At 55.7% G+C, this 22,301-nt stretch carries 15 protein-coding genes; 2 read left to right on the top strand and 13 right to left on the bottom strand.

Annotated features, from left to right (window positions below; translation table 11 throughout):
* Positions 1–49: 49 nt before the first annotated feature.
* The 6 genes from JYE49_RS14455 to gyrB all read right to left on the bottom strand — a co-directional run bounded on the left by JYE49_RS14455 (position 50) and on the right by gyrB (position 9,155).
* Positions 50–1,120 (bottom strand): HlyD family secretion protein, encoded by a 1,071-nt coding sequence (locus JYE49_RS14455; protein WP_093957585.1) that lies wholly within the window; start codon positions 1,118–1,120, stop codon positions 50–52.
* 74 nt (positions 1,121–1,194) lie between these two features.
* Complete coding sequence (locus JYE49_RS14450; RefSeq protein WP_283399401.1) at positions 1,195–2,406, bottom strand: ABC transporter permease; 1,212 nt, start codon at positions 2,404–2,406, stop codon at positions 1,195–1,197.
* Positions 2,399–3,094 carry an ABC transporter ATP-binding protein gene (locus tag JYE49_RS14445; RefSeq protein ID WP_093957586.1) on the bottom strand — a complete coding sequence of 232 codons (696 nt, stop codon included), beginning with the start codon at positions 3,092–3,094 and terminating at the stop codon, positions 2,399–2,401. Before JYE49_RS14445 ends, JYE49_RS14450 begins: the two co-directional genes overlap by 8 nt.
* Before the next feature lie 2 nt (positions 3,095–3,096).
* Complete coding sequence (locus JYE49_RS14440; RefSeq protein WP_093957587.1) at positions 3,097–4,251, bottom strand: efflux RND transporter periplasmic adaptor subunit; 1,155 nt, start codon at positions 4,249–4,251, stop codon at positions 3,097–3,099.
* A 289-nt stretch (positions 4,252–4,540) separates the two neighbouring features.
* Positions 4,541–7,084: a DNA gyrase subunit A gene (gene gyrA / locus JYE49_RS14435; protein WP_093957588.1), complete on the bottom strand. Its 2,544-nt coding sequence runs from the start codon at positions 7,082–7,084 to the stop codon at positions 4,541–4,543.
* A 103-nt stretch (positions 7,085–7,187) separates the two neighbouring features.
* Complete coding sequence (gyrB, locus tag JYE49_RS14430; RefSeq protein ID WP_430384033.1) at positions 7,188–9,155, bottom strand: DNA topoisomerase (ATP-hydrolyzing) subunit B; 1,968 nt, start codon at positions 9,153–9,155, stop codon at positions 7,188–7,190.
* A 303-nt stretch (positions 9,156–9,458) separates the two neighbouring features.
* On the opposite strand from gyrB, the gene JYE49_RS14425 reads away from it, so the two are divergent.
* Together JYE49_RS14425 and JYE49_RS14420 are read left to right on the top strand one after the other, a co-directional pair.
* The gene (locus JYE49_RS14425; protein ID WP_093957590.1) at positions 9,459–11,132 is read left to right on the top strand and encodes a bifunctional metallophosphatase/5'-nucleotidase; all 1,674 of its coding nucleotides are present in this window, start codon (positions 9,459–9,461) and stop codon (positions 11,130–11,132) included.
* Between the two features lie 157 nt (positions 11,133–11,289).
* Entirely contained in the window at positions 11,290–12,168 is an 879-nt protein-coding gene (locus tag JYE49_RS14420; protein WP_093957591.1) for a DegV family protein, read from the top strand.
* Between the two features lie 201 nt (positions 12,169–12,369).
* Here JYE49_RS14420 and JYE49_RS14415 read toward each other — a convergent pair whose 3' ends face one another.
* The 7 genes from JYE49_RS14415 to JYE49_RS14385 all read right to left on the bottom strand — a co-directional run bounded on the left by JYE49_RS14415 (position 12,370) and on the right by JYE49_RS14385 (position 22,237).
* Complete coding sequence (locus tag JYE49_RS14415) at positions 12,370–13,296, bottom strand: SufB/SufD family protein (RefSeq protein ID WP_093957592.1); 927 nt, start codon at positions 13,294–13,296, stop codon at positions 12,370–12,372.
* Positions 13,290–14,045, bottom strand: coding sequence for an ABC transporter ATP-binding protein (locus JYE49_RS14410; RefSeq protein WP_093957593.1), 756 nt, complete (start codon positions 14,043–14,045; stop codon positions 13,290–13,292). The genes JYE49_RS14415 and JYE49_RS14410 overlap by 7 nt, the downstream gene beginning before the upstream one ends.
* Positions 14,046–14,149: 104 nt before the next feature.
* Positions 14,150–15,064, bottom strand: a complete 915-nt coding sequence (locus JYE49_RS14405; protein WP_093957594.1) for a Ppx/GppA phosphatase family protein — start codon at positions 15,062–15,064, stop codon at positions 14,150–14,152.
* 11 nt (positions 15,065–15,075) lie between these two features.
* Positions 15,076–15,414 carry a hypothetical protein gene (locus tag JYE49_RS14400; RefSeq protein ID WP_093957595.1) on the bottom strand — a complete coding sequence of 113 codons (339 nt, stop codon included), beginning with the start codon at positions 15,412–15,414 and terminating at the stop codon, positions 15,076–15,078.
* A gap of 148 nt (positions 15,415–15,562) precedes the next feature.
* The gene (locus JYE49_RS14395; RefSeq protein ID WP_093957596.1) at positions 15,563–20,035 is read right to left on the bottom strand and encodes a PolC-type DNA polymerase III; all 4,473 of its coding nucleotides are present in this window, start codon (positions 20,033–20,035) and stop codon (positions 15,563–15,565) included.
* The gene (ispG, locus tag JYE49_RS14390; RefSeq protein ID WP_093957597.1) at positions 20,032–21,093 is read right to left on the bottom strand and encodes a flavodoxin-dependent (E)-4-hydroxy-3-methylbut-2-enyl-diphosphate synthase; all 1,062 of its coding nucleotides are present in this window, start codon (positions 21,091–21,093) and stop codon (positions 20,032–20,034) included. Before ispG ends, JYE49_RS14395 begins: the two co-directional genes overlap by 4 nt.
* Positions 21,094–21,166: 73 nt before the next feature.
* A complete protein-coding gene (locus tag JYE49_RS14385; RefSeq protein WP_093957598.1) occupies positions 21,167–22,237 on the bottom strand; it encodes a M50 family metallopeptidase in 1,071 nt (356 codons plus the stop codon).
* Positions 22,238–22,301 lie beyond the last annotated feature (64 nt).

Below are 22,301 nucleotides of genomic sequence, written 5' to 3'. Positions count from 1 at the left end.
TGTCTGGCAAGAAAAGCTTTTACAGATGCAGAAGAAATACAGTCCTTGCTTATTCCTGCGCTGCTTCGGGAGTAGTCACCACCACAGGCATCCCGAAGTATACGTTCTCATCCGGTTTGAAGTCGATCACAGCCTTGTAGGTAGTCTCTTCCGTGTCTTCTTCCGGCATTTCGGTGATATACCGGACGGTTCCCTCATAGGAGATGCTTTCGTCCGATTCCAGTTCAATGATCACCTTATCGCCGGCCTTCAGCGCCTGCCGGTCATCCGCCGTAATGGCTGCTTCCACCCGCATGCCGCTGACCGGAGCGATCTGCACCACGATATCCCCCTTGGTAACGGTGGTTCCGGCATCCGCGGAAGTGGAAACAATGACGCCTTCCTCCTCTGCCGTCACAGACGTGCCGGTCATCTCGTAGCCTTCAAAGGTGCCGCTCAGGGTTTCCATCAGCAGGTCGCCGCGCTTCACCTCATCTCCGTCCTGCACAGCCACGCTAACCACCGCGCCGGTTCCGGTCACAGCTGTCGGATTCACCCGGGAAACCGATCCACGGCCCAGCCGCAGCTTATCCGTATAGGCACTGTCCCGGAATATGGTTACCGAGTCGCCGATGATGAAGTTGCCTTCCGTCACATGCACGGTATAGCTGGTGCCGTCCACAGTGGTGATGATACCCGTGCCATAACGCTTCGCGTCCGTCCGGCAGAGAAGGTACACTGTTTCACCCGTGTGCACAATGGTCGTCTCCGCGGAGCTGTAGGCCTTGGAAGTGCTGGCGCTGACCGAGTAAATGGTTGTGCCTTCAATATACAGGTCTGCGCCGTATTGCTCCGTCACGATCTCAGCGTCATCTCCGGCCTTTGCAAACACGCCCGTCACAACGCCGTCTCCGGAGGCATAGGTCTTTTCCGTCCGGTAGCTGAACAGGATATCTCCCGCGGAAACATGCATTCCCTTTTCCACGCAAACCTCGTCCACCGTACCGCCGATGGGCGCATAAACCGGTACGGTCAGGCCGGCTTCCACCGTTCCGTTCAGGGTCAGGGTATCCGCACAGGCAGCTCCCGCCACCAGCATCAGAGCAAAAGCAACAGCCGCAAATCGTCTCATAATCTTCATTGTTTGACTTCCTCCATGTCTGTTATGTATTCACAAATAATTCTGAATTCTGAATTCATAATTCTGAATTGTTTTTATACTGCGCGCAGCGCGTCAATGGGATTCAGCCGGCTTGCCTTTCTGGCGGGTGCCCAGCCGAAAATAATACCAACCGCTGCTGAGAAACCCACGCCCAGGATAATGGCGCCGACGTTCAGCACGAAGCCCGTACCCAGCATCCGGCACAATCCGAAGGACAGCGCCAGGCCGAAAACAACCCCCAGCAGGCCGCCGATCATGGAAAGCAGGAAGCTCTCCAGCAGGAACTGCATCTGGATCTGGCCCGGCACGGCGCCCAGCGCCTTCTTCAGGCCGATCTCGCCCGTCCGCTCCGTCACGGTGGTCAGCATCATGTTCATGATGCCGATACCGCCGACCAGCAGGGCGATGGAGGCAATACCCGCCAGCAGCGAGCTCAGCATAGTGGTCATTGTGTTCATGGTTTCTTCAATGCTCTCCATGGAAGAAACCGTGAAACAATCCTCTTCAAAATCGAACAGCACGTCCATGGCGTCCTCGATTTCCTGCTTCGCCTCAGCCGAATCCGCGCCCTCTTTCAGGTAAACGGTGAAGGAGTTGATATCAGTGGAGTTGTTCACCTTCATGGCCGTGGTGTAGGGAATCAGTACAGCCGGTGAACCGTTGAAAATGGAGGCGACGCCTCCGCCGCTGTCTTCCTCGTACCGGCCCACAATCGTAAAGGGCAGGCCTGATACGTACAGGGTTTCACCAATGGGATCCACACCCAGGAAGAATTCATCCACAATCTCCTGGCTGATCACGCAGACGTAGCTGCTGTTATCGTCGTCAATAAAGTTCAGAGTCCGGCCCTGGATGATCATATCCTCATTCAGGATAAAGTAGTATGCGTTCCGGCCGGAAACAGAGATGCCGGTCTGTACGTCGTTCCCGTAGGAGACCCGTCCGTTCAGGCTGACGCTCGGCACCACACCGTCCACATTCTCCAGCTCCGAGATAACCTGCAGGTCTTCCGGCGTCATGCCGCTCTTCAGGTCGCTGCCGGAAACGCTCACCGTCAGGGTACCGACGCCCATACTCGAGAAGGAGGAGGAGATGGTACCGGATACTCCGGACACCGTGGAGATCAGCGTAATGACCGCCATAACGCCGATCATGATACCCAGCAGGGTCAGGAAGGAACGCACTTTGTTGCTCCGGATGTTGTCCAGCGCCATTACGACGCTTTCCCGGATCATTACCATGCGTTTGCGGAAGGATTTAAGCATCCTGCAGCCCCCCTTCCGAGATCTCTCCGTCAATAATATGTACAATCCGCCGCGCATTGGAGGCGATCTTCAGGTCATGGGTAATCATGATGACCGTGCGTTTTTCCTCGTTCAGTTCCCGGAACAGCTGCATAATCTGCGCGCCGGTTTTCTGGTCCAGGGCGCCCGTAGGTTCGTCCGCCAGCAGGATGGAGGGATTGCCCACCATTGCCCGGGCAATCGCCACACGCTGCTGCTGGCCGCCGGAAAGCTGGCTGGGCAGATGATCCATCCGGTCCTTCAGCCCGACGCGTTCCAGCATCGCTTCCGCCCGTTCCCGGCGTTCCTTTGGCCGTATGCCGGCATAGATAAGGGGCAGCTCCACGTTCTTGCGGGCTGTCAGCCTGGGCAGCAGCTGGGAATTCTGGAAGATGAAACCGATCTCCCGGTTCCGCAGTTCCGCCAGCTCCTGCTCGTCCATATCCTCCACTTCCCTGCCCCGCAGGGTATATTCACCGGAGGTGGGGGTATCCAGGCACCCGATAATATTCATCAATGTGGTCTTTCCGCTGCCGGAAGGGCCCAGCACGGACAGGTATTCCCCTTCTTCCAGGCTCAGGGATACCTTTTTCAGTGCGTGGACGTTCTCCCCCTCCAGCGGATAGATCTTGTCAATCTCCCGCATACGGAAGAATACTTCTTTTGCCATCGTCAGTTCCCCCGTGATCCGCCGCCCGGGAATCCGCTGCCGCCGCTGCCACCGCTGCTGCCACCGCCGGGGAATCCGCTCCCGCCGCCCGGGAAGCTGCTCATATCCGGCATGTTGCTAAAATCAGGCATACCGCCTTCATCTCCGCTCCTGTTGCTGCGGTTAGGCCGGTTCACCTGCCGGTTGGTAAATATGCCGGAGAACAGGGCTGCCAGACCGGTGGCTTCTTCTTCCTTTTCGGCGATCTTGTAGACCGTTTCGCCGGCTGTTACGCCGTCCTTGATTTCCACATAGTTGCCGTTGCTCACGCCTACGGTTACAGTGACTTCTTCCATCTCACCGTTTTCATTTTCTTTATATACATAGGCGGTATTGTTCCGGGCAGTGCTCAGTGCTTCCATCTTCAACACGGTCACGTTCTGCGCCTCTTCCAGCGGCACGGTAACAGTTGCCTGCATACCCGGCCAAATGTTGTCAGCCGCGGAGGTGTCTACATTCACCGTACCCGTGTAGTAGGCCACGTTGTTGCCCGTGTAGGACACATAATCGATGTTATCAATCGTAGCGTCAAAGGTCGCTCCCGCGGAAGAAACCGCCACCCGGCAGTTCTGTCCCTGGGACACCTGCCCGATGTTGCTTTCACCGATACGGACGGAAACCTTCATGTGGTCAAAGTCCGCCACGGTCAGCAGGCTGTCGCCGGATTTCACTTCATCGCCCTTCTCCACATCGATGGAGCTGACGGTTCCGTCAAATTCCGCTTCAATCGTATCCCCGCCGTACAGGCGCATCAGCTTATCGCCCTCGCTCACCTTGTCTCCTTCAGCCACGTAGATCTCACGGACCTTTGTGTCTTCGGAGGCAGTATAGTTCGCGCTGTTGATCAGCTGCATGCTGCCGGTAAAGGACAGCGAGTTGGAGATACTGCCGGTGGTGGCAGTATACGGATCATAGGTAATTCTGTATTCTGACTGCAGCTTGCTGATTACAGACCAGAGCGACACACCCAGCACCAGAAGAATAATCACGAGCCAGATCAGCCGTTTCAGGATCTTCTTTTTCCGACCTTTCTTTTTCTTCTTTCCTTCTGATTTTTCAGCGGCAGCTTTCATTTCTTCGTTCTCCGCCGCTGTAGTGTTTTCGAGTTTTTCTGTCATCTTTCGGTCATCCTTTCCATTGCGTACCTGTGGTTCCGTAAAGCACTATATCGGACAAACTTAAACTGAACCTTAAGGAAAACACCAAAAATGGCAGAACGACGCCATCCCGGGACAATCTTTCGATTTCCCGGGATGGCACTTTCATTATCATATTTGTAAGGATAGGTGGGACTGCATAAAGACTAAACAATCGTTCAGAAACCAGAATATTTTTAAATTTTCAGTTTTAAGTTTTCAGTATTCATTATGAAAACAAACCCGGCTTTTCAGCCGGGTTTGTTTTCTATTAAGTTTCGGGAGTTCCTTCAGCGGGTGTCTCCGTTTCAGTTTTTTCAGTGGCTTCCACGGTTTCAGTCGTTTCCGTCACTTCAGTTCCTTCAACGAGTTCCTCTTCCGCAGTTTCCTCTTCCTTTTCCGCACGGCAGACGCCAACCACGGTGCTGCCCTCGGCCAGCCTCATGATCCGGACGCCCTGGGTGGAACGGCCGCACAGACGGACGTCCGCAGCCCTGGCACGGATAATGGTGCCATCGTCGGTAATCAGCAGGATATCCTCATCCTCGTGTACAAACATCAGGGCAGCCAGGTCACCGGTCTTGTCGGTCAGCTGCATGGCCTTCACGCCCATACCGCCGCGGCCCTGCTCACGGTATTCTTCCGGATCGGTCCGCTTGCCGTAGCCCTTTGTGGTAATTGCCAGCACGGTCGTTTCCGGTTCAACCGCTGCGATGTCGATCACTTCATCGCCTTCCGCGATCCTCATGGAGCGCACACCGATGGAGTTACGGCCCACATTGCGCACGTGCCGCTCATTGAAGCGGATGCACTTACCCTTGCGGGTGGAAACCAGCATCTCATCGTCGCCGTTGCTCAACCGGACGCCGATCAGCTCGTCACCCTCCCGCAGTGCAATAGCGATCAGGCCATTCTTGCGCAGGTTACGGAACTCTTCCAGGGCGGTCTTCTTGATCATACCGTTCCGGGTTGCCATCACCAGGTTGTGCTCTTCCTCAGTCTCCTTCGGCATGGGCAGCATGGTGGAAACCTTCTCCCCGCTCACAATGTGCAGCAGGTTGATGATTGCCGTACCGCGTGCCTGGCGTCCCGCTTCCGGAATCTGATAGCACTTCAGGCTGTATACCCGGCCCATGTTCGTGAAGAACATGATCTCCTGGTGTGTGCTGACCACGAACATCTGGGTCGTGTAGTCGGTCTCCTTCACGTTCATGCCGGAGACACCGCGTCCGCCGCGGTGCTGCGCACGGTACACAGAGGAGGAAACACGCTTCACATATCCCTCGTGGGTCAGGGTAACCACCATGTTTTCTTCCTGGATCAGGTCTTCGATATCAATATCGTCCTCAGCGATGGTCAGCTCGCTGCGGCGTTCATCACCGAACTTGTCCCGGATCTCACTGATTTCAGTCTTGATCACGTCCATCAGCAGGTGCTCATCACCCAGGATTGCGGTCAGCCGTTCAATGGTTCTTTCCAGCTCCTCGTACTCCTCCTGCAGGCGTTCCCGTTCCAGGCCGGTCAGGCGGGCGAGACGCATGTCCAGAATGGCCTGGGCCTGCTTTTCGCTGAACTCAAAGCGCAACATCAGGGCGTCCCTGGCGGTGTTGGTATCCTTGCTGGCCCGGATGATCGCGACGATCTCGTCAATATGATCCAGCGCCTTCAGCAGGCCTTCCAAGATATGTGCGCGGTTCTGTGCCTTGTTCAGTTCGAATCTGGTCCGACGGGTCACTACGTCCTTCTGGTGCTCCAGGTAGTAGTAGATCATTTCCCGCAGGTTCAGCACCTGGGGCTTGCCGTCCACCAACGCCAGCATGTTCGCGCCGAAGTTTTCCTGCATGGGGGTATGCTTGTACAGCATGTTCAGCACCACCTGGGGCTGAACGTCCCGCTTCAGTTCAATCACGATGCGCATGCCCTGGCGGTCGTTGGATTCATCCCGGATATCGCTGATGCCTTCGATCTTCTTCTCGTGCACCAGATCCGCAATCTTCTTGACCAGGACGGACTTGTTTACCTGGTAGGGAATCTCAGTCACGATAATGCGGCTGCGGTTGCCTCCCATTTCCTCCACGTTGGTCTTGGCCCGGACGGTAATCCGGCCGTGGCCGGTATGGTAGGCCGCCCGGATGCCGCTGCGGCCCATGATCAGGCCGCCCGTGGGGAAATCAGGTCCCTTGATGTGCTGCATCAGGTCGTCAATCGTGCATTCCGGATTGTCGATCATGCAGATAACGCCGTTGATCACCTCGGTCAGGTTATGCGGCGGGATGTTTGTCGCCATACCAACGGCGATACCGCTGGAACCGTTCACCAGCAGGTTCGGGAACCGTGCCGGCAGAACGGAGGGCTGCTGCAGGGTTTCGTCAAAGTTGGGGTAGAAGTCCACGGTATCCTTGTCGATACCGTCCAGCAGGTGCATGGTCAGCTTCTGCAGGCGGGCTTCGGTATAACGCATGGCAGCAGCGCCGTCGCCGTCGACGGAACCGAAGTTGCCCTGGCCCTCGATCAGCGGATAGCGGATGTTGAAGGGCTGGGCCAGGCGGACCATAGCGTCGTACACGGAGGAGTCTCCGTGGGGATGGAATTTACCCAGAACGTCACCAACCACACGGGCGCTCTTACGGGTCGGCTTGTCCGGCGTCATGCCCAGTTCCTCGGACATGTCGTACAGGATCCGGCGGTGGACCGGTTTCAGACCGTCCCGGACATCCGGGAGCGCCCGGTCCACAATCACCGCCATGGCGTAGGCGATGAAGCTCTTTTTCATTTCCTGTTCCAGATTAACAGGGATCAGCTTATCTTGAATCATTTCACAATCCTCATATATTCATAAATCAAGTGCATTCCATGATGGTTTTTTTCGCTGTTGAAGTATTAATTCTGAATTCTGAATTCTTAATTCTGAATTTGGATTAAACGTCCAGATCCTTAACCAGGTCGCTGTTTTCCTGTATGAAGAGCTTTCTGGGCTCCACATCATCACCCATCAGCAGTGTGAACAGCCGGTCGGCTTCCATGGCGTCTTCCGGTGTAATCTGCATCATCATGCGGGTTTCCGGATTCATCGTGGTATCCCACAGCTGCTGGGCGCTCATTTCACCCAGACCTTTGTACCGCTGGATATCCGGCTTCGGATCCCGGCCGATTTCATCCAGCACGCGGTTCAGTTCATCGTCGTCATACACATAGCGGGAAGTCTTGCCCTTGGTCACCTTGTACAGCGGCGGCATGGCGGCATAAACATATCCCTTTTCAACCAGCGGCCGCATAAAGCGGTAGAAGAACGTCAGCAGCAGGATCCGGATATGGGCGCCGTCCACGTCAGCATCCGTCATACATACGATCCGGTGATACCGCAGTTTGCTCTCGTCAAACTGATCACCGAAGCCGCAGCCGAAGGCCGTGATCATCGCGCGGATTTCCGCGTTCTCCAGAGCCCGGTCCAGCCGGACCTTTTCCACGTTCAGGATCTTGCCGCGCAGGGGCAGGATTGCCTGCGTCTTGCTGTCGCGGCCGCCCTTGGCGCTGCCGCCTGCGGAGTCGCCCTCCACCATGAAGATCTCGCACTTGGCGGGATCCCGTTCGGAGCAGTCTGCCAGTTTGCCGGGCAGGGAGGCACTTTCCAGCACGGTCTTGCGCCGGGTGGCCTCTCTGGCTTTACGGGCCGCTTCACGGGCGCGCTGGGCGTCCACGCAGCGGGTAACGATGGCTTTTGCCACCGTGGGATTCTCTTCCAGGTAGGTGGTCAGTTCCTCGCTCACCAGGCTATCCACCACGCCGCGGACCTGGCCGGAACCAAGCTTGGACTTGGTCTGGCTTTCGAACTGGGGATCCTCCATCTTGATGGAGACGATTGCCGTCAGGCTCTCACGTACGTCCTCACCCTTCAGGTTCGGCTCGTTGTCCTTCAGGATCTTGTACCGTCGGCCGTAGTCGTTGATGGCGCGGGTCACTGCGGTGTTGAAGCCCTGCAGGTGGGTACCGCCGTCCGGGGTGGCAATGTTGTTGGCAAAGGTATAAACGTTCTCCGCGTAGGAGTCGTTATACTGCATGGCCATTTCCACCAGGATGCCGTCCTTGATACCCTCGGTGTAGATGGGTTCAGGGAAGAGCACCTGCTTGTGCTGGTTCAGGAACTTGACGAATTCCCGCAGGCCGCCCTCGAAGCAGAAGTCATTCTCCTTGGGCTGCTCGGGCCGTTCATCCCGGAAGATGATGCGGACGCCCTTGTTCAGGAACGCCATTTCCCGCAGGCGGTTCCGCAGGGTATCGTATTCGAAATCCCCGGTCTCGAAGATACCTTCCGGGTTCTCTTCAGTGCGGACGTCCGGCCAGAACTGGATGGTGGTGCCGGTGCGGTCTGTCGTGCCGATCACTTTCAGGTCATACAGGTATTTGCCCCGGGCATATTCCTGCTGGTAAATCTGGCCGTTCTGGTAGACCGTAACGGTAAAGTGTTTGCTCAGCGCGTTAACCACGCTGGCGCCCACGCCGTGCAGGCCGCCGGATACCTTGTATCCTCCGCCGCCGAACTTTCCGCCGGCATGCAGCACGGTCAGGCAGACTTCAACTGCGGGACGTCCCATCTTCGGATGCAGGCCTACGGGGAAGCCGCGGCCGTCGTCCATAACGGTTACGGAGCCGTCAGCATTCAGTGTTACGTTAATCTGTTTGCAGTAGCCGGCCAGCGCTTCATCCACGGAGTTGTCCACAATTTCATAAACCAGGTGATGCAGACCCCGGGCGTCCGTTGAGCCGATATACATACCAGGCCGCTTACGGACAGCTTCCAGGCCTTCCAGGACCTGGATCTGTTCCTCTCCGTAATCGGCGGTCACAGCGGTTACCTGTTCCATTTCAAGATCTTTTTCTTCTGCCATGGTGCACCTCATTTTTCTCTCTTTCGCGTGCTTTGGAATATCAGTCATTTTCGGGGGCTTTTCCGGCTGTGCGCAAAGTCCCTCAACGCATTGAAAAATCAAGCATTCCAAATCAATTTATTATACCACTTTTTGCCCCAAAAAGGAAGCTTTTTTCGAAACTTTTCTTTCCTATATATATAGACGGTCCCGTACAAATTTGACAGATTTGTCCCCTTTCGGATTGAATTTCCCTCCCTGCTCTGCTATACTTGCCTCAGGGAAAATTTACATATCTATCCATTACCCGAAGGAGGAAATGCTATGAAAAAACTGCTTGCTCTTCTGTTGACTTTTTGCCTGCTCCTGGGCTGCTGCGCCGCGTTTGCGGAAGAAGCTGCTGCCCCGGCGCTGGAAAAGAACCTGGTTATCCTGTTCACCAGTGACGTGCACTGCGGCATTGATCAGGGCTGGGGTTATGCCGGCCTTTACGCGGTGAAGGAAAGCCTGTCCGCTGACAACCATGTCATGCTGGTGGATGACGGCGACGCCATTCAGGGTGAACCCATCGGTACCATGACCACCGGTGAGGGCATCATCGATATCATGAATGCTGTCGGCTACGATCTCGCCGTTCCCGGCAACCATGAGTTCGATTACGGCATGGATCGCTTCCTGGAGCTGACGAAAAAGGCTAATTTCCCCTACCTCAGCTGCAACTTCAACAAGGAAGGCGAACTGGTCTTCCAGCCCTACGTCATCAAGGAATTCGACGGTGTGAAAATCGCGTTCGTGGGCGTATGTACTCCCATGACCCTGCGTTCCTCCACGCCCCGTTACTTTATGAATGACCAGGGCGAATTCATCTACGGTTTCCTGCAGGACGACACCGGCGAAGCCCTTTACGCCGCCGTGCAGAAGTCTGTCGATAATGCCCGCGCTGAAGGTGCAAACTATGTTGTCGTCCTGGCTCACCTGGGCAATGAAGCTGAGTGCTCTCCCTGGATGTACAGCGACGTCATTGCCAACACCACGGGTATTGATGCCTGGCTCGACGGCCACAGCCATGACACAGAGCAGACCGTTGAAAAGAACAAGGACGGCGCTGACGTGGTCCGCTCCGCCTGCGGCACCAAGCTGGCCAACATCGGCGCGCTGACCATTGCCAAGGACGGCACCATCTCCTCCCAGCTCTTCGGTTGGGATTCTTCCATTGCTGCTCCGAAACTGCTGGCCCTGAATAATGCCGGCAGCGAAGCTGTTGCCGCTGCTTCCGATGTGCTGAACGCGAAGCTGCAGGAAGTAGTCGCCAAGACCGCTGTGGATCTGTACATCAACGATCCCGAAGCCACCACCGATGAAGGCAAGCCCGTCCGTATCATCCGTCGGGCCGAAACCAACCTGGGTGACCTGTGTGCCGATGCTTACCGCGACCAGGGCGGCAACACGGATATCGCTTTCGTTAACGGTGGCGGCATCCGCGTACAGCTGAACGCCGGCGATCTGACCCTGAACAACATCCTGAGCGTGCATCCCTTCGGCAACAGCCTGACCGTTATCGAAGTGACCGGCCAGCAGGTGCTGGACGCCCTGGAATGGTCCGTGCATTCCCTGCCCGGCGAGTTCGGCGGCTTTGATCAGGTTTCCGGTATCACCTTCGAGTATGATTCCGAAATCGAATCTCCTGTCATTCAGGATGAAAGCAAGATGTTCGCCGGCATCGACGACACCAAGGAACGCCGCGTCCGCAACGTCCTGGTCGGCGGAGAACCGCTGGATCCTGAAAAGACCTACACCCTGGCCTCCCATGACTATCAGCTGCTGAACAACGGCGACGGCTACACCATGTTCAATGGCTGCAAGGTCCTGCAGGAGTCCGTCAAGCTGGACAACCAGGTCCTGATCGACTATATCACCCAGACTCTGGGCGGTGTGGTTGGCGAAGGTTATGACCAGCCCTACGGCCAGGGCCGTATTGTCTCCGTTCACGCGGAATAATTCTTTCCCCTGAAACCTTTTACAGCCGGGCATTTGCCCGGCTGTTTTCCTTATGTTGTATGGTCTGGCTGGTCTTGCTTTTTCCTCCTCTCTGCTATAAAATGGCACTGTTGATTATTTATTCTTTTATACTATATGTCCTGAAGGAGGAACCGCCATGGAACAGAACTACGTTTTTATGACCGACAGCGACAGTGACCTGCCGTTTCACCTGAAACAGCAGTATGATATTCCCGTCGTATACATGCCCTACGCCCTGGATGGAAGGGAATTCTTCGATGACCTCGGTCAGATGCTCGATCACAAGAGCTATTTCACCGCTATGCGCAACGGTGCTGTTCCTGTCACCTCCGCGCTGAATGAAGCGTCCTACATGGATTATTTCGAACCGATCCTCAAAGAAGGCAAGGATCTGCTCTTTGTCGCCTTCTCCAGCAAGCTCAGCTGCACCCTGCAGGCCGTTTACAGTGCCCGTGAAAAGCTGCTGGAAGAGTATCCGGAGCGGAAATTCATCGTCGTGGATACCCTGCGGATTTCCGGCCCCATGACCCTGCTGGTCCTGAAAGCCCATGAGCTGTACCGTGCCGGCAAATCCATTGAGGAAGTCGCCGGCTGGCTGGAGGAGAACAAGCTTCGCGCCCAGGCTTACTTCATCGTTGATGACCTGAAGTACCTCAAGCGCGGCGGACGCATCTCCGCCACTGCTGCCACCGTCGGCACCATGCTGGACCTCAAGCCCATCATTTCCGAAGCGGCAGACGGCACCCTCGCTGCCAGCGATAAGATCCGCGGCCACAAGAAAGCCATCGCCTTCATCGTGGACAAGATGCTGGAGTATGCTCCCGATCCGGAAGAAAGCCCCATCATCGTCCTGAACGCCGATTGCATTGAAGACGCCCAGCGCACCAAGGCCCTGGTAGAGCAGAAGCTCCCCGGCGCCAATGTGATGATCGAGAACGTCGGCCCGGTTATCGGTGCCCATGCCGGCCCCGGCACCATCGCCCTGTGCTTCATCGGCACCAAAACACAGGCCTGATCAATTTAACAAACCAAAGCCAGCGGAGCATTCGCTCCGCTGGCTTTTTCATACTCACAATTCAAACGGAAAACTATCTGTCACATTCGGCGAAGCCGAATATTTCACATCCCGCATCAGCGGGATATTTCACATTGGCCGAAGGCCAATATTTCATGTTTTCCTTTGGAAAACATTTCATTTACCCCTATGGGTAATCCCTCACTGTAAAAATCCATTAATGATTTGTTCTTCTGCCTCCGCCGCTGTCAGTCCCAGGCTCATCAGCTTGATCAGCTGTTCACCGGCAATCTTGCCAATGGCCGCCTCATGCACCAGTTCCGCGTCCACATTGTTTGCTTCCAGTGCAGGCACTGCCAGGATCCGTCCTTCATCCATGATGATGGAGTCGCATTCCGTATGGCCATGGCAGGCGGCGTTTCCGACAATCTTCGCGTCAAACTTCTGGAAGGAGTGATCCCGGGCTACCGAGCGGGAAACCACATCCGCACTGGAGCCTTCGCCGTTCAGGTTCACCACATAGTTGCTGATCGCCCGCTGATCCCCATGGGTCATCAGGCGTTCCCGAACCACCAGCTTCGCGCCGGCAGCCAGTTCTGCCGTGGTGGTGCGTTCCGTGTCATCCACGCCCTTGATCTGCACCATTTCCATTTCGGCATAGCTGCCTTCTTCCATATACACTTCCGTGCCGGGGTTCAGGATGCGTTTTCCACTTCCCGTACCGGATCCGTAGTGCTTTTCAACATACCTGATCCTGGCGTTCTTCCCTACATAGAAACGGTGAATACCATCATGCTGGGAGTCCTGGTTGCCGCAGTTGTCAATGCCGCATCCGGCGATGATCACTACGTCCGCCCCTTCGCCGATGAAGAAATCGTTATACACAACTTCCTTCAGTCCGCTCTGGGTCATCACGACGGGAATATGCACGCTTTCGTTTTTTGTTCCGGGCTTGATCCGGATCTCCAGGCCGCTGACTTCTTCCTTGGGTACAATTTCAATATTGGCCGTGGACTGCCTTCCCGCGGAGGCGCTGTTGGAACGGATGTTGTAAGCGCCTTCCGGTACTCCGTGCAGGTCAGCCACTTCGCGCAGCAGCCGCTTCTGAATCTCATCCAGCTTCAGCATTCCGTTCCCTCCTTTGCCGTTACCTTGAACGGGCCTTCACATACGGCCGCCTTTTCGTTAATCATCAGGTTCGGATAAACCTCACTCCGGGTCCCCTGCTTCTCCACCTGGCCGTCCTTCAGCACAATGATTTCATCCGCAATCTCCAGGATCCGTTCCTGGTGGGAAATAATCAGGATGGAGCTGTCATGGATATCTTCCCGCATATGCTGGAACACTTCTGTCAGGTTCCGGAAGCTCCACAGGTCGATACCGGCTTCCGGCTCGTCAAACACGGACAGCACAGCCTTCCGCGCAAGCACGGTGGCAATCTCGATCCGCTTCAGTTCACCGCCGGAGAGGCTGGCGTTCACTTCCCGGTCCACATAATCCCGGGCACACATACCCACAGCGGACAGGTATTCACAGGCGTCAGAAATCGAGAGCGTTTTCCCGGCCGCGATGCGGATCAGATCCAGCACCCGGATCCCCTTGAACCGCACCGGCTGCTGGAACGCGTAAGCAATGCCCTTCTGTGCCCGTTCCGTCACACCCAGTTCCGTAATGTCTTCACCATTGAAAAAAATACGGCCGCCGGTAGGCTTTTCAATACCGGCAATCAGTTTTGCCAGCGTGGATTTTCCGCCCCCGTTCGGTCCTGTTACCACAACCAGTTTCCGATCCGGAATTGTCAGGCTGATATTCCGGATAATCTCTTTATCCTTTCCTTCCGCGTCTACCTGGAAGGAGATGTTTTTCAGTTCGAGCATATTTCTCTCCCAAATCAATATGATAATCTATATCAATCAAAATGCATTGTCCTTAACGCATTTTGAGAATTGCCGTCACACTAAATCACTGTTCATTGTTCATTTCACAAAGAATCACAGCAGTAATTCTTTGTGATGTATCCATCAAGGTTTCCCCATTCGCTAACCGTAATCCGGTCCATGCCAAGTCTGCCCATGACCCCCAGCAGAATGCAGATTCCGTGAACCACGATATCCGCGCGGCTGGGCTGGAGTCCCGGCAGCTGCTTCCGTTCTTCCACATTCATCCCGGCAAGTTTCTCGCCGATTTCCCGGATCTTTTCACAGGTGATCACTGTCCCCTGCACGTTTGTCCGGTTTGTCCAGGGCTGGCCGAGTGCCATTGCCGCCAGTGTAGTAAATGTTCCGCCTGTACCGACCCAGGTTTCCGGCAGTACCAGTCCGGGATACTCCCGGAGCTTTTCATCCAGGATTTCCGCCGCTGCCACCTCTACCGGTTTCATATCCTCTTTCCGATCCAGGCGAAGCCGCCGATAAAGTCTTACCGCACCCATCTGGCAGGAAAACGCGCTCTCAATTCCTGCCGGTGTGCCAATCGCAATTTCTGTGCTGCCCCCGCCGATGTCAATCATCCCGCAGCGTTCTGCTTTCGCCGCTGCCGAGGCGCCCAGAAAACTCAGTTCCGCTTCTTCCTCCCCGCTGATAATCCTGAGCGGAATTCCGGTCTCCCGCTCCACTGTTGCCATGAATTCGGTGCCGTTTGCCGCGTCCCGGGCGGCGCTGGTCGCAAAGATCGCCAGCTTTTCGGCTCCCTGATGTGCCGCATCGGATGCCATTCGCCGGACCGCAGCCACGGTTTTCTCCATGCTTTCCCGGTCCAGGTTGCCTGCCTCGTCCAGACCGGCAAACAGGCGCGTCCCCTCACGATCCCGCCGGAGGCGTTTAAATTCCGTCCCGGCAACATCCACCAGAAGACTCCTTACCGAATTGGATCCGATCCCGATCACGGCAGCTCTCATGGTTATCCTCCTTAGTTGTTCATTTCATCCATCAGAATCTGCAGTTCTTCATCCGTGTACGCATAAAGCGCCTCCGGATTGGTAAACTCAAAACGGATTGCGTCCTGCCGGACGTAAGCGTAGTCTTTGACCGCGCTGGACATAATATATGCTTCTGTTCCGACCACATCCAGCCGGTTGCTCAGGTCTTTATTCTCTTCCTCAAGGCGGGTTTTCTGAATTCTCAGCAACTTCTCCTCTTCAGCCTTGTTGTTCACGGCGCCGCGCAATACGGCATGAAGGACCAGGAAAAGCAGCACCATAACTCCCAGGATGGCCAGAAAACCCTTCAGGTTCATCGAGCGATACATTCCTGTCTTCCCTCCTTTACCGTTATCTTATACATTTCGCTTTTTCTTCCGTTTTTTCCTTCTCCTGCAGGCGGCGCAGCCGCCTGCCGCCATTCATTATGCATTTTGCATTATGCATTGATCAGTATGTTCTGAAGCATTTCATGCTTCAGAACATACTGATCTGGTTGGTTTCACTCAGTCCCTGCAGGGATCCATGGGTGCGGAGCGTTTCGATCACGGATGATCCGACTTTGCCCCGGTTCTGCAGGTCTTCAATACTGATGAACGGGCCATCCTTCCGTGCTTCAACGATCGGAATTGCTGCGCTTTCTCCCAGGCCCGGCAGGCTGATGAAGGGGCAGCGGATATTGCCGTCCTCAATCAGGAAGCGCCGGATGTCGCTCTTATAAAGATCAACAGGCAGGAAACGGATCCCGCGCATGTTCATTTCCAGGATCAGTTCCAGGCAGGTCGCGATATCCTTGTCCCTTGCGGACGGTGAATCCATGTTCCGGATTTCCTTGATCTTCTTTCTGGAATCCGCCGGCGGCAGGAGCATGGTCGATGCGTCAAAGCCATCGCCGCGCACCGTGAAATAGGCGCAGTAGTATGCCAGCGGTTCATGCAGTTTAAACCAGGCCACACGCAGGCTCATCGTCACATAAGCCACCGCGTGTCCCTTCGGGAACATGTACTTGATCTTCTTACAGCTGTCCATAAACCAGTCAGGCACATTCTGGTCTATCATGGCCTGTTCCATCTCAGGCTTCAGGCCCTTGCCTTTACGGACGCTTTCCATGGTGGTGAATGCCAGCTTCGGCTTCACGCCCTTGTCGATCAGGTAGTTCATAATATCGTCACGGCAGCAGACGCATTCGCTCAGTGTCGCAACGCCGGACGCGATAATCTCCTGGGCGTTGCCCAGCCACACGTCCGTACCATGGCTCAGACCGGAAATCCGCAGCAGTTCCTCCATGGTATGGGGCTTTGTCTCTTCCAGCATGCCCCGCACGAAGCCTGTACCGAATTCCGGCACGCCGTAGGTTCCGGTATTGCACAGGATGTCTTCCGTTGTCACGCCCAGCGCTTCGGGAGAGGCAAACAGGCTGCGCACGCCGGGATCATCCAGCGGCACGTCCTTGAAGTTGATCCCTGTCAGCAGTTCCAGCTCATGCAGCATTGTCGGGTCATCATGACCCAGGCAGTCCAGCTTCACCAGGATGTCATGCATACTGTTGAAGTCGAAGTGCGTGGTGGTAAAGTCGCTTTCCAGGTCATCCGCCGGATGCTGTACCGCGGTAAAGTCGTAGATCTCGTATTCCAGCGGCACAACAACCATGCCGCCCGGATGCTGGCCGGTAGTCCGTTTGACGCCGGTACAGGTCAGGGCCAGACGTTCCTTTTCGGCGTTGCCTGCCTGGATCCCGCGTTCCTCCAGGTATTTCAGCACATAGCCGTATGCGGTCTTGTCCGCCAGACCGGAGATGGTACCCGCGCGGAACACGTGATCGTGTCCGAACAGTTCTTCCACGTAATGGTGAGCCCGGTTCTGGTATTCACCCGAGAAGTTCAGGTCGATATCAGGCACCTTATCTCCCTCGAAGCCAAGGAATACTTCGAAGGGGATATCAAATCCGTCCTTGGTCAGGGGCTGGCCGCATTCCGGACAGTTCTTGTCCGGCAGGTCCACACCCACGTGATACTGGCTCTTGTCCACGTCAAAGAATCCTTTGCGGCAGTGGGTGCAGCGGTAATGCGGCGGAAGCGCGTTCACCTCTGTGATTCCGCACATCCGGGCGACCAGGCTGGAGCCGACGCTGCCGCGGCTGCCGACCAGGTAGCCGTCCTGCAGGGAACGGGAAACCAGCTTCTGGGCAATGGAATACAGCGTGCAGTAGCCGTATCCCACGATGGATTTCAGTTCCTTCTTCAGCCGTGCTTCCACGATTTCCGGCAGCGGGGAACCGTACAGTTCCTCCGCCGTATCCCAGGTCATCTGCTGGATTCTGTCCTCCGCGTCGTCCCAGAACGGCTGGAATGTATCCTCACCCTTCGGATGTTTCGGGAACAGCTTGATTTCCTCCACCTGTTCCGCGATCTTCCGGGGATTATCAATGACGATTTCCTTTGCTTTTTCCGCGCCGAGATAGGAGAATTCCTCCAGCATCTCGTTCGTCGTCTTGAAGTACAGTGGCGGCTGAAGGTCTGCGTCGGCAAATTTCATACCAGCCTGGATAATTGCCCGGCCAACGGCGTCCTTCGGATCCATGAAATGCACGTCGCCTGTGGCCACAACCGGAATATTCAGTTCCTCACCAAGCTTGACAATTTCCCGGTTCAGATCCCGCAGTTCTTCCTCGGAGGAAGCCTGTCCGTCCCGTAGCATAAAGGCATTGTTGCCGATGGGCTGAACCTCCAGGTAATCGTAGAAGGACGCAATCTGCTTAATCCGTTCATGATCTTCCCTGTTCACCACCGCCCGGAACAGTTCGCCCGCTTCGCAGGCGCTGCCCAGGATCAGGCCTTCCCGGTACTTCTGGATTATATGTCGGGGCATATGCGGCACACGCTTGAAATAATCCAGGTGGCTGATGGATACCAGCCGGTTCAGGTTCACCAGGCCGGTCCGGTTTTTCGCCAGCAGGATAATGTGCCAGCTCTCTCCGATGGCGCCGCCGGTCAGTGCGGCATTCAGGTCCTTTTCGCTAACGACGTCCGGGTGTTTCTCCCGAGTCTCCTCAAACATCCGCTGCAGGCAATGGGCTGTGGCCGTCGCGTCATGCACCGCCCGGTGGGCGTTCTTCAGGCTGACGCCCAGGTGTTTGCACAGTGCCGCAAGGCGGAAGGATTTCAGGTCAGGATACAGTTTCCGCGCGTAGCTCAGCGTATCCATCACCGGCACGTCCAGGGTCCGGTCCAGGCGCTTCAACTCCGCCTTCAGCAGGCTTGCATCAAAGTGTGCGTTATGCGCCGCAATGGGCAGGTCACCGATAAACTCCATCAGCTTCGGCAGTGCCTCCGCCGCCTTCGGTTGTCCCTGCAGCATCACGTCATTGATGCCGGTAATGTTTGTGATTTCAGGTCCCAGCGGCTCGCCGGGATCCACCAGCTGCTCAAAGCTGTCAATCACCGTACCGTCTTCCAGCTTCACGGCGCCGATCTCGATAATTCTCGCCTTGCCGGTATTCAGGCCTGTGCTTTCAAAGTCCAGCACCACCACCGGTCCGTCATACGGCCGGTCATCCGGATCCTCAAAAACAGGCTTCTCGTCGATCAGGTAACCTTCGCAGCCGGGGATCAGCTTGATCTTTCCCTTGGCTGCCCGGAAAGCCGCCGGGTAGGACTGCAGCACGCCGTGGTCCGTCACGGCTACCGCCGGATGTCCCCAATCTGCCGCCCGTTTGATCAGTTTATCAACCGGCGTCAGTGCGTCCATAGTGGACATATTGGTATGCATATGGAGCTCGACCCGCTTTTCCTCCGCGGTGTCCATCCGCTCCTCTTTTTCTGTTTCCACCAGGTCCCGCACGGAGATGCTCAGATCCCTGGCAAAATTGTCATACAGGCACTCGCCGCGTACCTTGACGCACATGCCTTCCTTGATCCGGTCCACTTTCTCCCGGACGGCTGCCCGCTCTTCGTCGGTAATCGGCGTAGCTTCGGCCTCTTCCTTCTTCATGTACCGGCTGCGGTAGCGGAAGAACACCTTGCACAGGATGGAACTGGTATAGTCGGTCACCGCGAAGGTTACCAGCAGCATTTCGCCGCCCTTCAGTTCCTTCTGCTCCAGTTTGAAAACCTCGCCCTGGACCACTACCAGGCCGCTGTCGCTTTTCAGCTCCTTGATCTCCACCGGCTTGTCCGCCACGCTGCGGCCGATTATCGGCTTGCCGATGGACTTTGCGTCCGGGCTCACCGGAGAAACTTTTACCTCTGTCTTTTCTGCCGGAGCATCCTTCTTCACCGGCTTTTTCTCGCCGGCAGGCTTCTTCGGCACCGCTTCCTTTTCCGTTGCGATGCCGGTTCCGTACCGTTTCGCCATTTCTTCCGCGGTCACGGTCAGCGTCGTATTCTCGCGTTCTTCCTTCATCCGGCGCAGGCGTTCTTCCCGGGTTCCCTCCACAGTCATCTCCACCCGGAGGTTGGCCGCGAAGATCTCCTTGATCGCCTTGGCCAGGCGGGGCCCCACGTCGCTTTTCCGCATCACCTGCAGGCTGATATCATCCGGAAAAACCAGCGTCAGCAGGCCTTCCCCGTTTTCTCCGCCGGGAAGGTCCGCTGTCTCGGTCAGCTGGTTCTTTTCCATCCGCCAGCCGATCTTGCCGATCCAGCCCCGGGCCATGGGATAGTTCCTGCGCAGGAAGTCATCCAGCACCTGGCGGTAAGGCGTCGGATCCTCCAGGAAATCCGCCTTCAGCCCAGGCGAAATAATCCGTACCGCCAGTGGACGTCCGGGGAACATTTCCCGCAGGATTGTCCCCAGCTTCAGGAATTCCTTTTCCCCTGCCAGTACGGAGCTTTCAAAGGTAATATAGGTTTTTTTCAAAGATTTGACATAGACAATTCTGGGAGATGACAGTTTTCCTGCCAGTTCCGGAATATCCCGCGCAACGCGCGCCATCAGATCTTCGTAGCTCATTGTTTCTCTGCAATAATCCTTTTTACTTCGGCAATCAGGATTTCGGCCAGATCGCCTTTCACTTTTCTCGGTTCCTGACCCTTCACAAACAGCGCTCCGCCGTCCTTGCCGCCGGCAATGCCCACGTCTGCTTCCTTACCTTCGCCCAGGCCGTTTACGATACAACCCATCACAGCCACCTTCAGCGGAACCGTCACGTCGGAAAGCTCTGCTTCCACCCGGCGCGCAATCTGTTCCACCGGGATACAGGTCCGTCCGCAGGTGGGGCAGGCGATCAGCTGAACGCCCCGTGTCCGCAGGTTCAGGGCCCGCAGGATATCCCAGGCAGCCTTGGCTTCCGGCAGCGGATCGCCGCTCAGGCTCACCCGGATCGTGTCGCCGATCCCGTCCGCCAGCAGCGCGCCAATACCGATGGCACCCTTGATCGTGCCCTGTCCTGGCAGTCCCGCTTCCGTTACGCCCAGGTGCAGGGGGTAATCGCAGCGTTCATGCGCCAGCCGGTAAGCGTCAATCGTCAGCTTCACGTCGCTGCTCTTCATACTCAGCACAATGTCGTAAAACCCCGCTTTTTCCAGCATCCGCGCATGTCCCAGCGCGCTTTCCACCAGGCATTCCGCCGTCGGTCCGCCGTATTTTGCCAGCAGGTCTTTTTCCACTGATCCGCTGTTTACGCCGATCCGGATAGGAATGCCGTATGCCTTAGCACAATCCGCCAGTTCCCGTACCCGGGCTTCCCCGCCGATGTTTCCGGGGTTGATGCGTAGTTTCGCAATGCCGTTCTCTGCAGAGCGGATCGCCAGCTTGTAGTCAAAATGGATATCGGCCACCAGCGGTACGGGGCTCTTCGCAGCCAGTGTTTTCACCGCCTCCGCGCAGGCTTCGTCGTACACGCTAACCCGTACAATGTCGCAGCCTGCGTCATGCAGCGCGCAGATCTGCTTCAGCGTCGCTTCCGCGTCCCGGGTATCCGTGTTCGTCATGCTCTGAACCAATACAGGATTTCCGCCGCCGAGCAGGAGATCTCCAACCTTAACCGTTTTCGTCATTTTACTTCCCACCTCCTAGCCACTGCCTCGGTGACAACTCTACACTCATCACTCTTCACTCTACACTCTGAATTCTGAATTTGTTTTATCCAAATATCCTCATCACGTCTCTGAATGTGAAGAAAATCATAACGCCAAACAGAAACACCATACCGATCAGGTGTACCATGGCTTCCTTTTCCGCCGGTACCGGCCTGCGCCGTACAACCTCCACAAGTCCGAAAACCAGCCGGCTTCCGTCCAGTCCTGGGATTGGCAGCAGATTCATCAGACCCAGGTTAACGGAAAGCATTGCCAGCAGCCAGATAAATTCTTCCATGCCATAGGTCTTCACCCGTTGTGAAACCTCGCTGATAATTCCCACCGGTCCCCTGGTGTCCTCAAAGCCCTCGCCTTTGGTCACCATATTCTTCAGTGCTTCTATTATTGCCCCGGATACATTGACGCATAATTCCCCGGAATGTTTGAGACCTCCGAGGAATGTTTCCGGCTCCGTTATAGCATGCGCAACATTGGCGATTACCACGCCAATACGCATTTTGTTTTCCTTCTCATCCAGAACCGGTGTCAACTCTGTTTCAAAGGTTTCTTCTCCTCTGCGGATGACCATCTTCAGCGGAGCGTCCCCTTCTTTCCAGTCTCCGATGGTATTCAGTACCGTTTCATAGGTACCGTCCAGCATATTCGCACCATTGATTTCCGTGATTACGTCTCCTGCCTGCAGTCCAGCCGAATAAGCCGGACCGGCTGCCATCACATCGGAAATATAGTGATCATATCTCACACCTGTAGTGACACCGTTTACCCAGAAAAAAACAGTTCCCACCACAAATGCCAGCACAAAGTTCATCAGCGGACCCGCAAAAATCACGCACAGTCGTTTCCACACGTTCTGCTTCGGGAAGGCACGGGGATCATCCTTGGATTCTCCCGTTGTGTCATCCTCACCATAAAAAGCGCAAAATCCACCCAGCGGAATCGCCCGGATACTGAATTCCGTTTCATATTTCCGGCTCTTCCAGCCCACAATCTTCGGACCCATTCCAACGGCAAATTCCCGTACGTCGATCTTCATCGCCCGGGCCGCCAGGAAATGCCCGAATTCATGTACTGTAATCAATATCGCCAAAAGCAGCAACGCCAATAAAATATACACGTAACTTTTGTCCTCTCAAATAATCTGTTAATTCATAATGTTTGTTTAACCGTACGCCTGTACA

The organism is Aristaeella hokkaidonensis (assembly GCF_018128945.1).
Lineage (GTDB): Bacteria > Bacillota > Clostridia > Christensenellales > Aristaeellaceae > Aristaeella > Aristaeella hokkaidonensis.
Note: the sequence above shows the minus strand (reverse complement) of the source record. Positions and strands in the feature narration are given on the sequence as shown.

Bases quoted from the DNA above. Each gene is read 5' to 3' on its own strand.
- JYE49_RS14450 (WP_283399401.1), bottom strand. From the start codon at position 2,406: ATGCTTAAATCCTTCCGCAAACGCATGGTAATGATCCGGGAAAGCGTC.
- JYE49_RS14410 (WP_093957593.1), bottom strand. From the start codon at position 14,045: ATGCTCGAACTGAAAAACATCTCCTTCCAGGTAGACGCGGAAGGAAAG.
- JYE49_RS14440 (WP_093957587.1), bottom strand. From the start codon at position 4,251: ATGACAGAAAAACTCGAAAACACTACAGCGGCGGAGAACGAAGAAATG.
- JYE49_RS14400 (WP_093957595.1), bottom strand. From the start codon at position 15,414: ATGTATCGCTCGATGAACCTGAAGGGTTTTCTGGCCATCCTGGGAGTT.
- JYE49_RS14445 (WP_093957586.1), bottom strand. From the start codon at position 3,094: ATGGCAAAAGAAGTATTCTTCCGTATGCGGGAGATTGACAAGATCTAT.
- gyrB (WP_430384033.1), bottom strand. From the start codon at position 9,155: ATGGCAGAAGAAAAAGATCTTGAAATGGAACAGGTAACCGCTGTGACC.
- JYE49_RS14455 (WP_093957585.1), bottom strand. From the start codon at position 1,120: ATGAAGATTATGAGACGATTTGCGGCTGTTGCTTTTGCTCTGATGCTG.
- gyrA (WP_093957588.1), bottom strand. From the start codon at position 7,084: ATGATTCAAGATAAGCTGATCCCTGTTAATCTGGAACAGGAAATGAAA.
- JYE49_RS14425 (WP_093957590.1), top strand. From the start codon at position 9,459: ATGAAAAAACTGCTTGCTCTTCTGTTGACTTTTTGCCTGCTCCTGGGC.
- JYE49_RS14405 (WP_093957594.1), bottom strand. From the start codon at position 15,064: ATGAGAGCTGCCGTGATCGGGATCGGATCCAATTCGGTAAGGAGTCTT.
- JYE49_RS14415 (WP_093957592.1), bottom strand. From the start codon at position 13,296: ATGCTGAAGCTGGATGAGATTCAGAAGCGGCTGCTGCGCGAAGTGGCT.
- JYE49_RS14395 (WP_093957596.1), bottom strand. From the start codon at position 20,035: ATGAGCTACGAAGATCTGATGGCGCGCGTTGCGCGGGATATTCCGGAA.
- JYE49_RS14420 (WP_093957591.1), top strand. From the start codon at position 11,290: ATGGAACAGAACTACGTTTTTATGACCGACAGCGACAGTGACCTGCCG.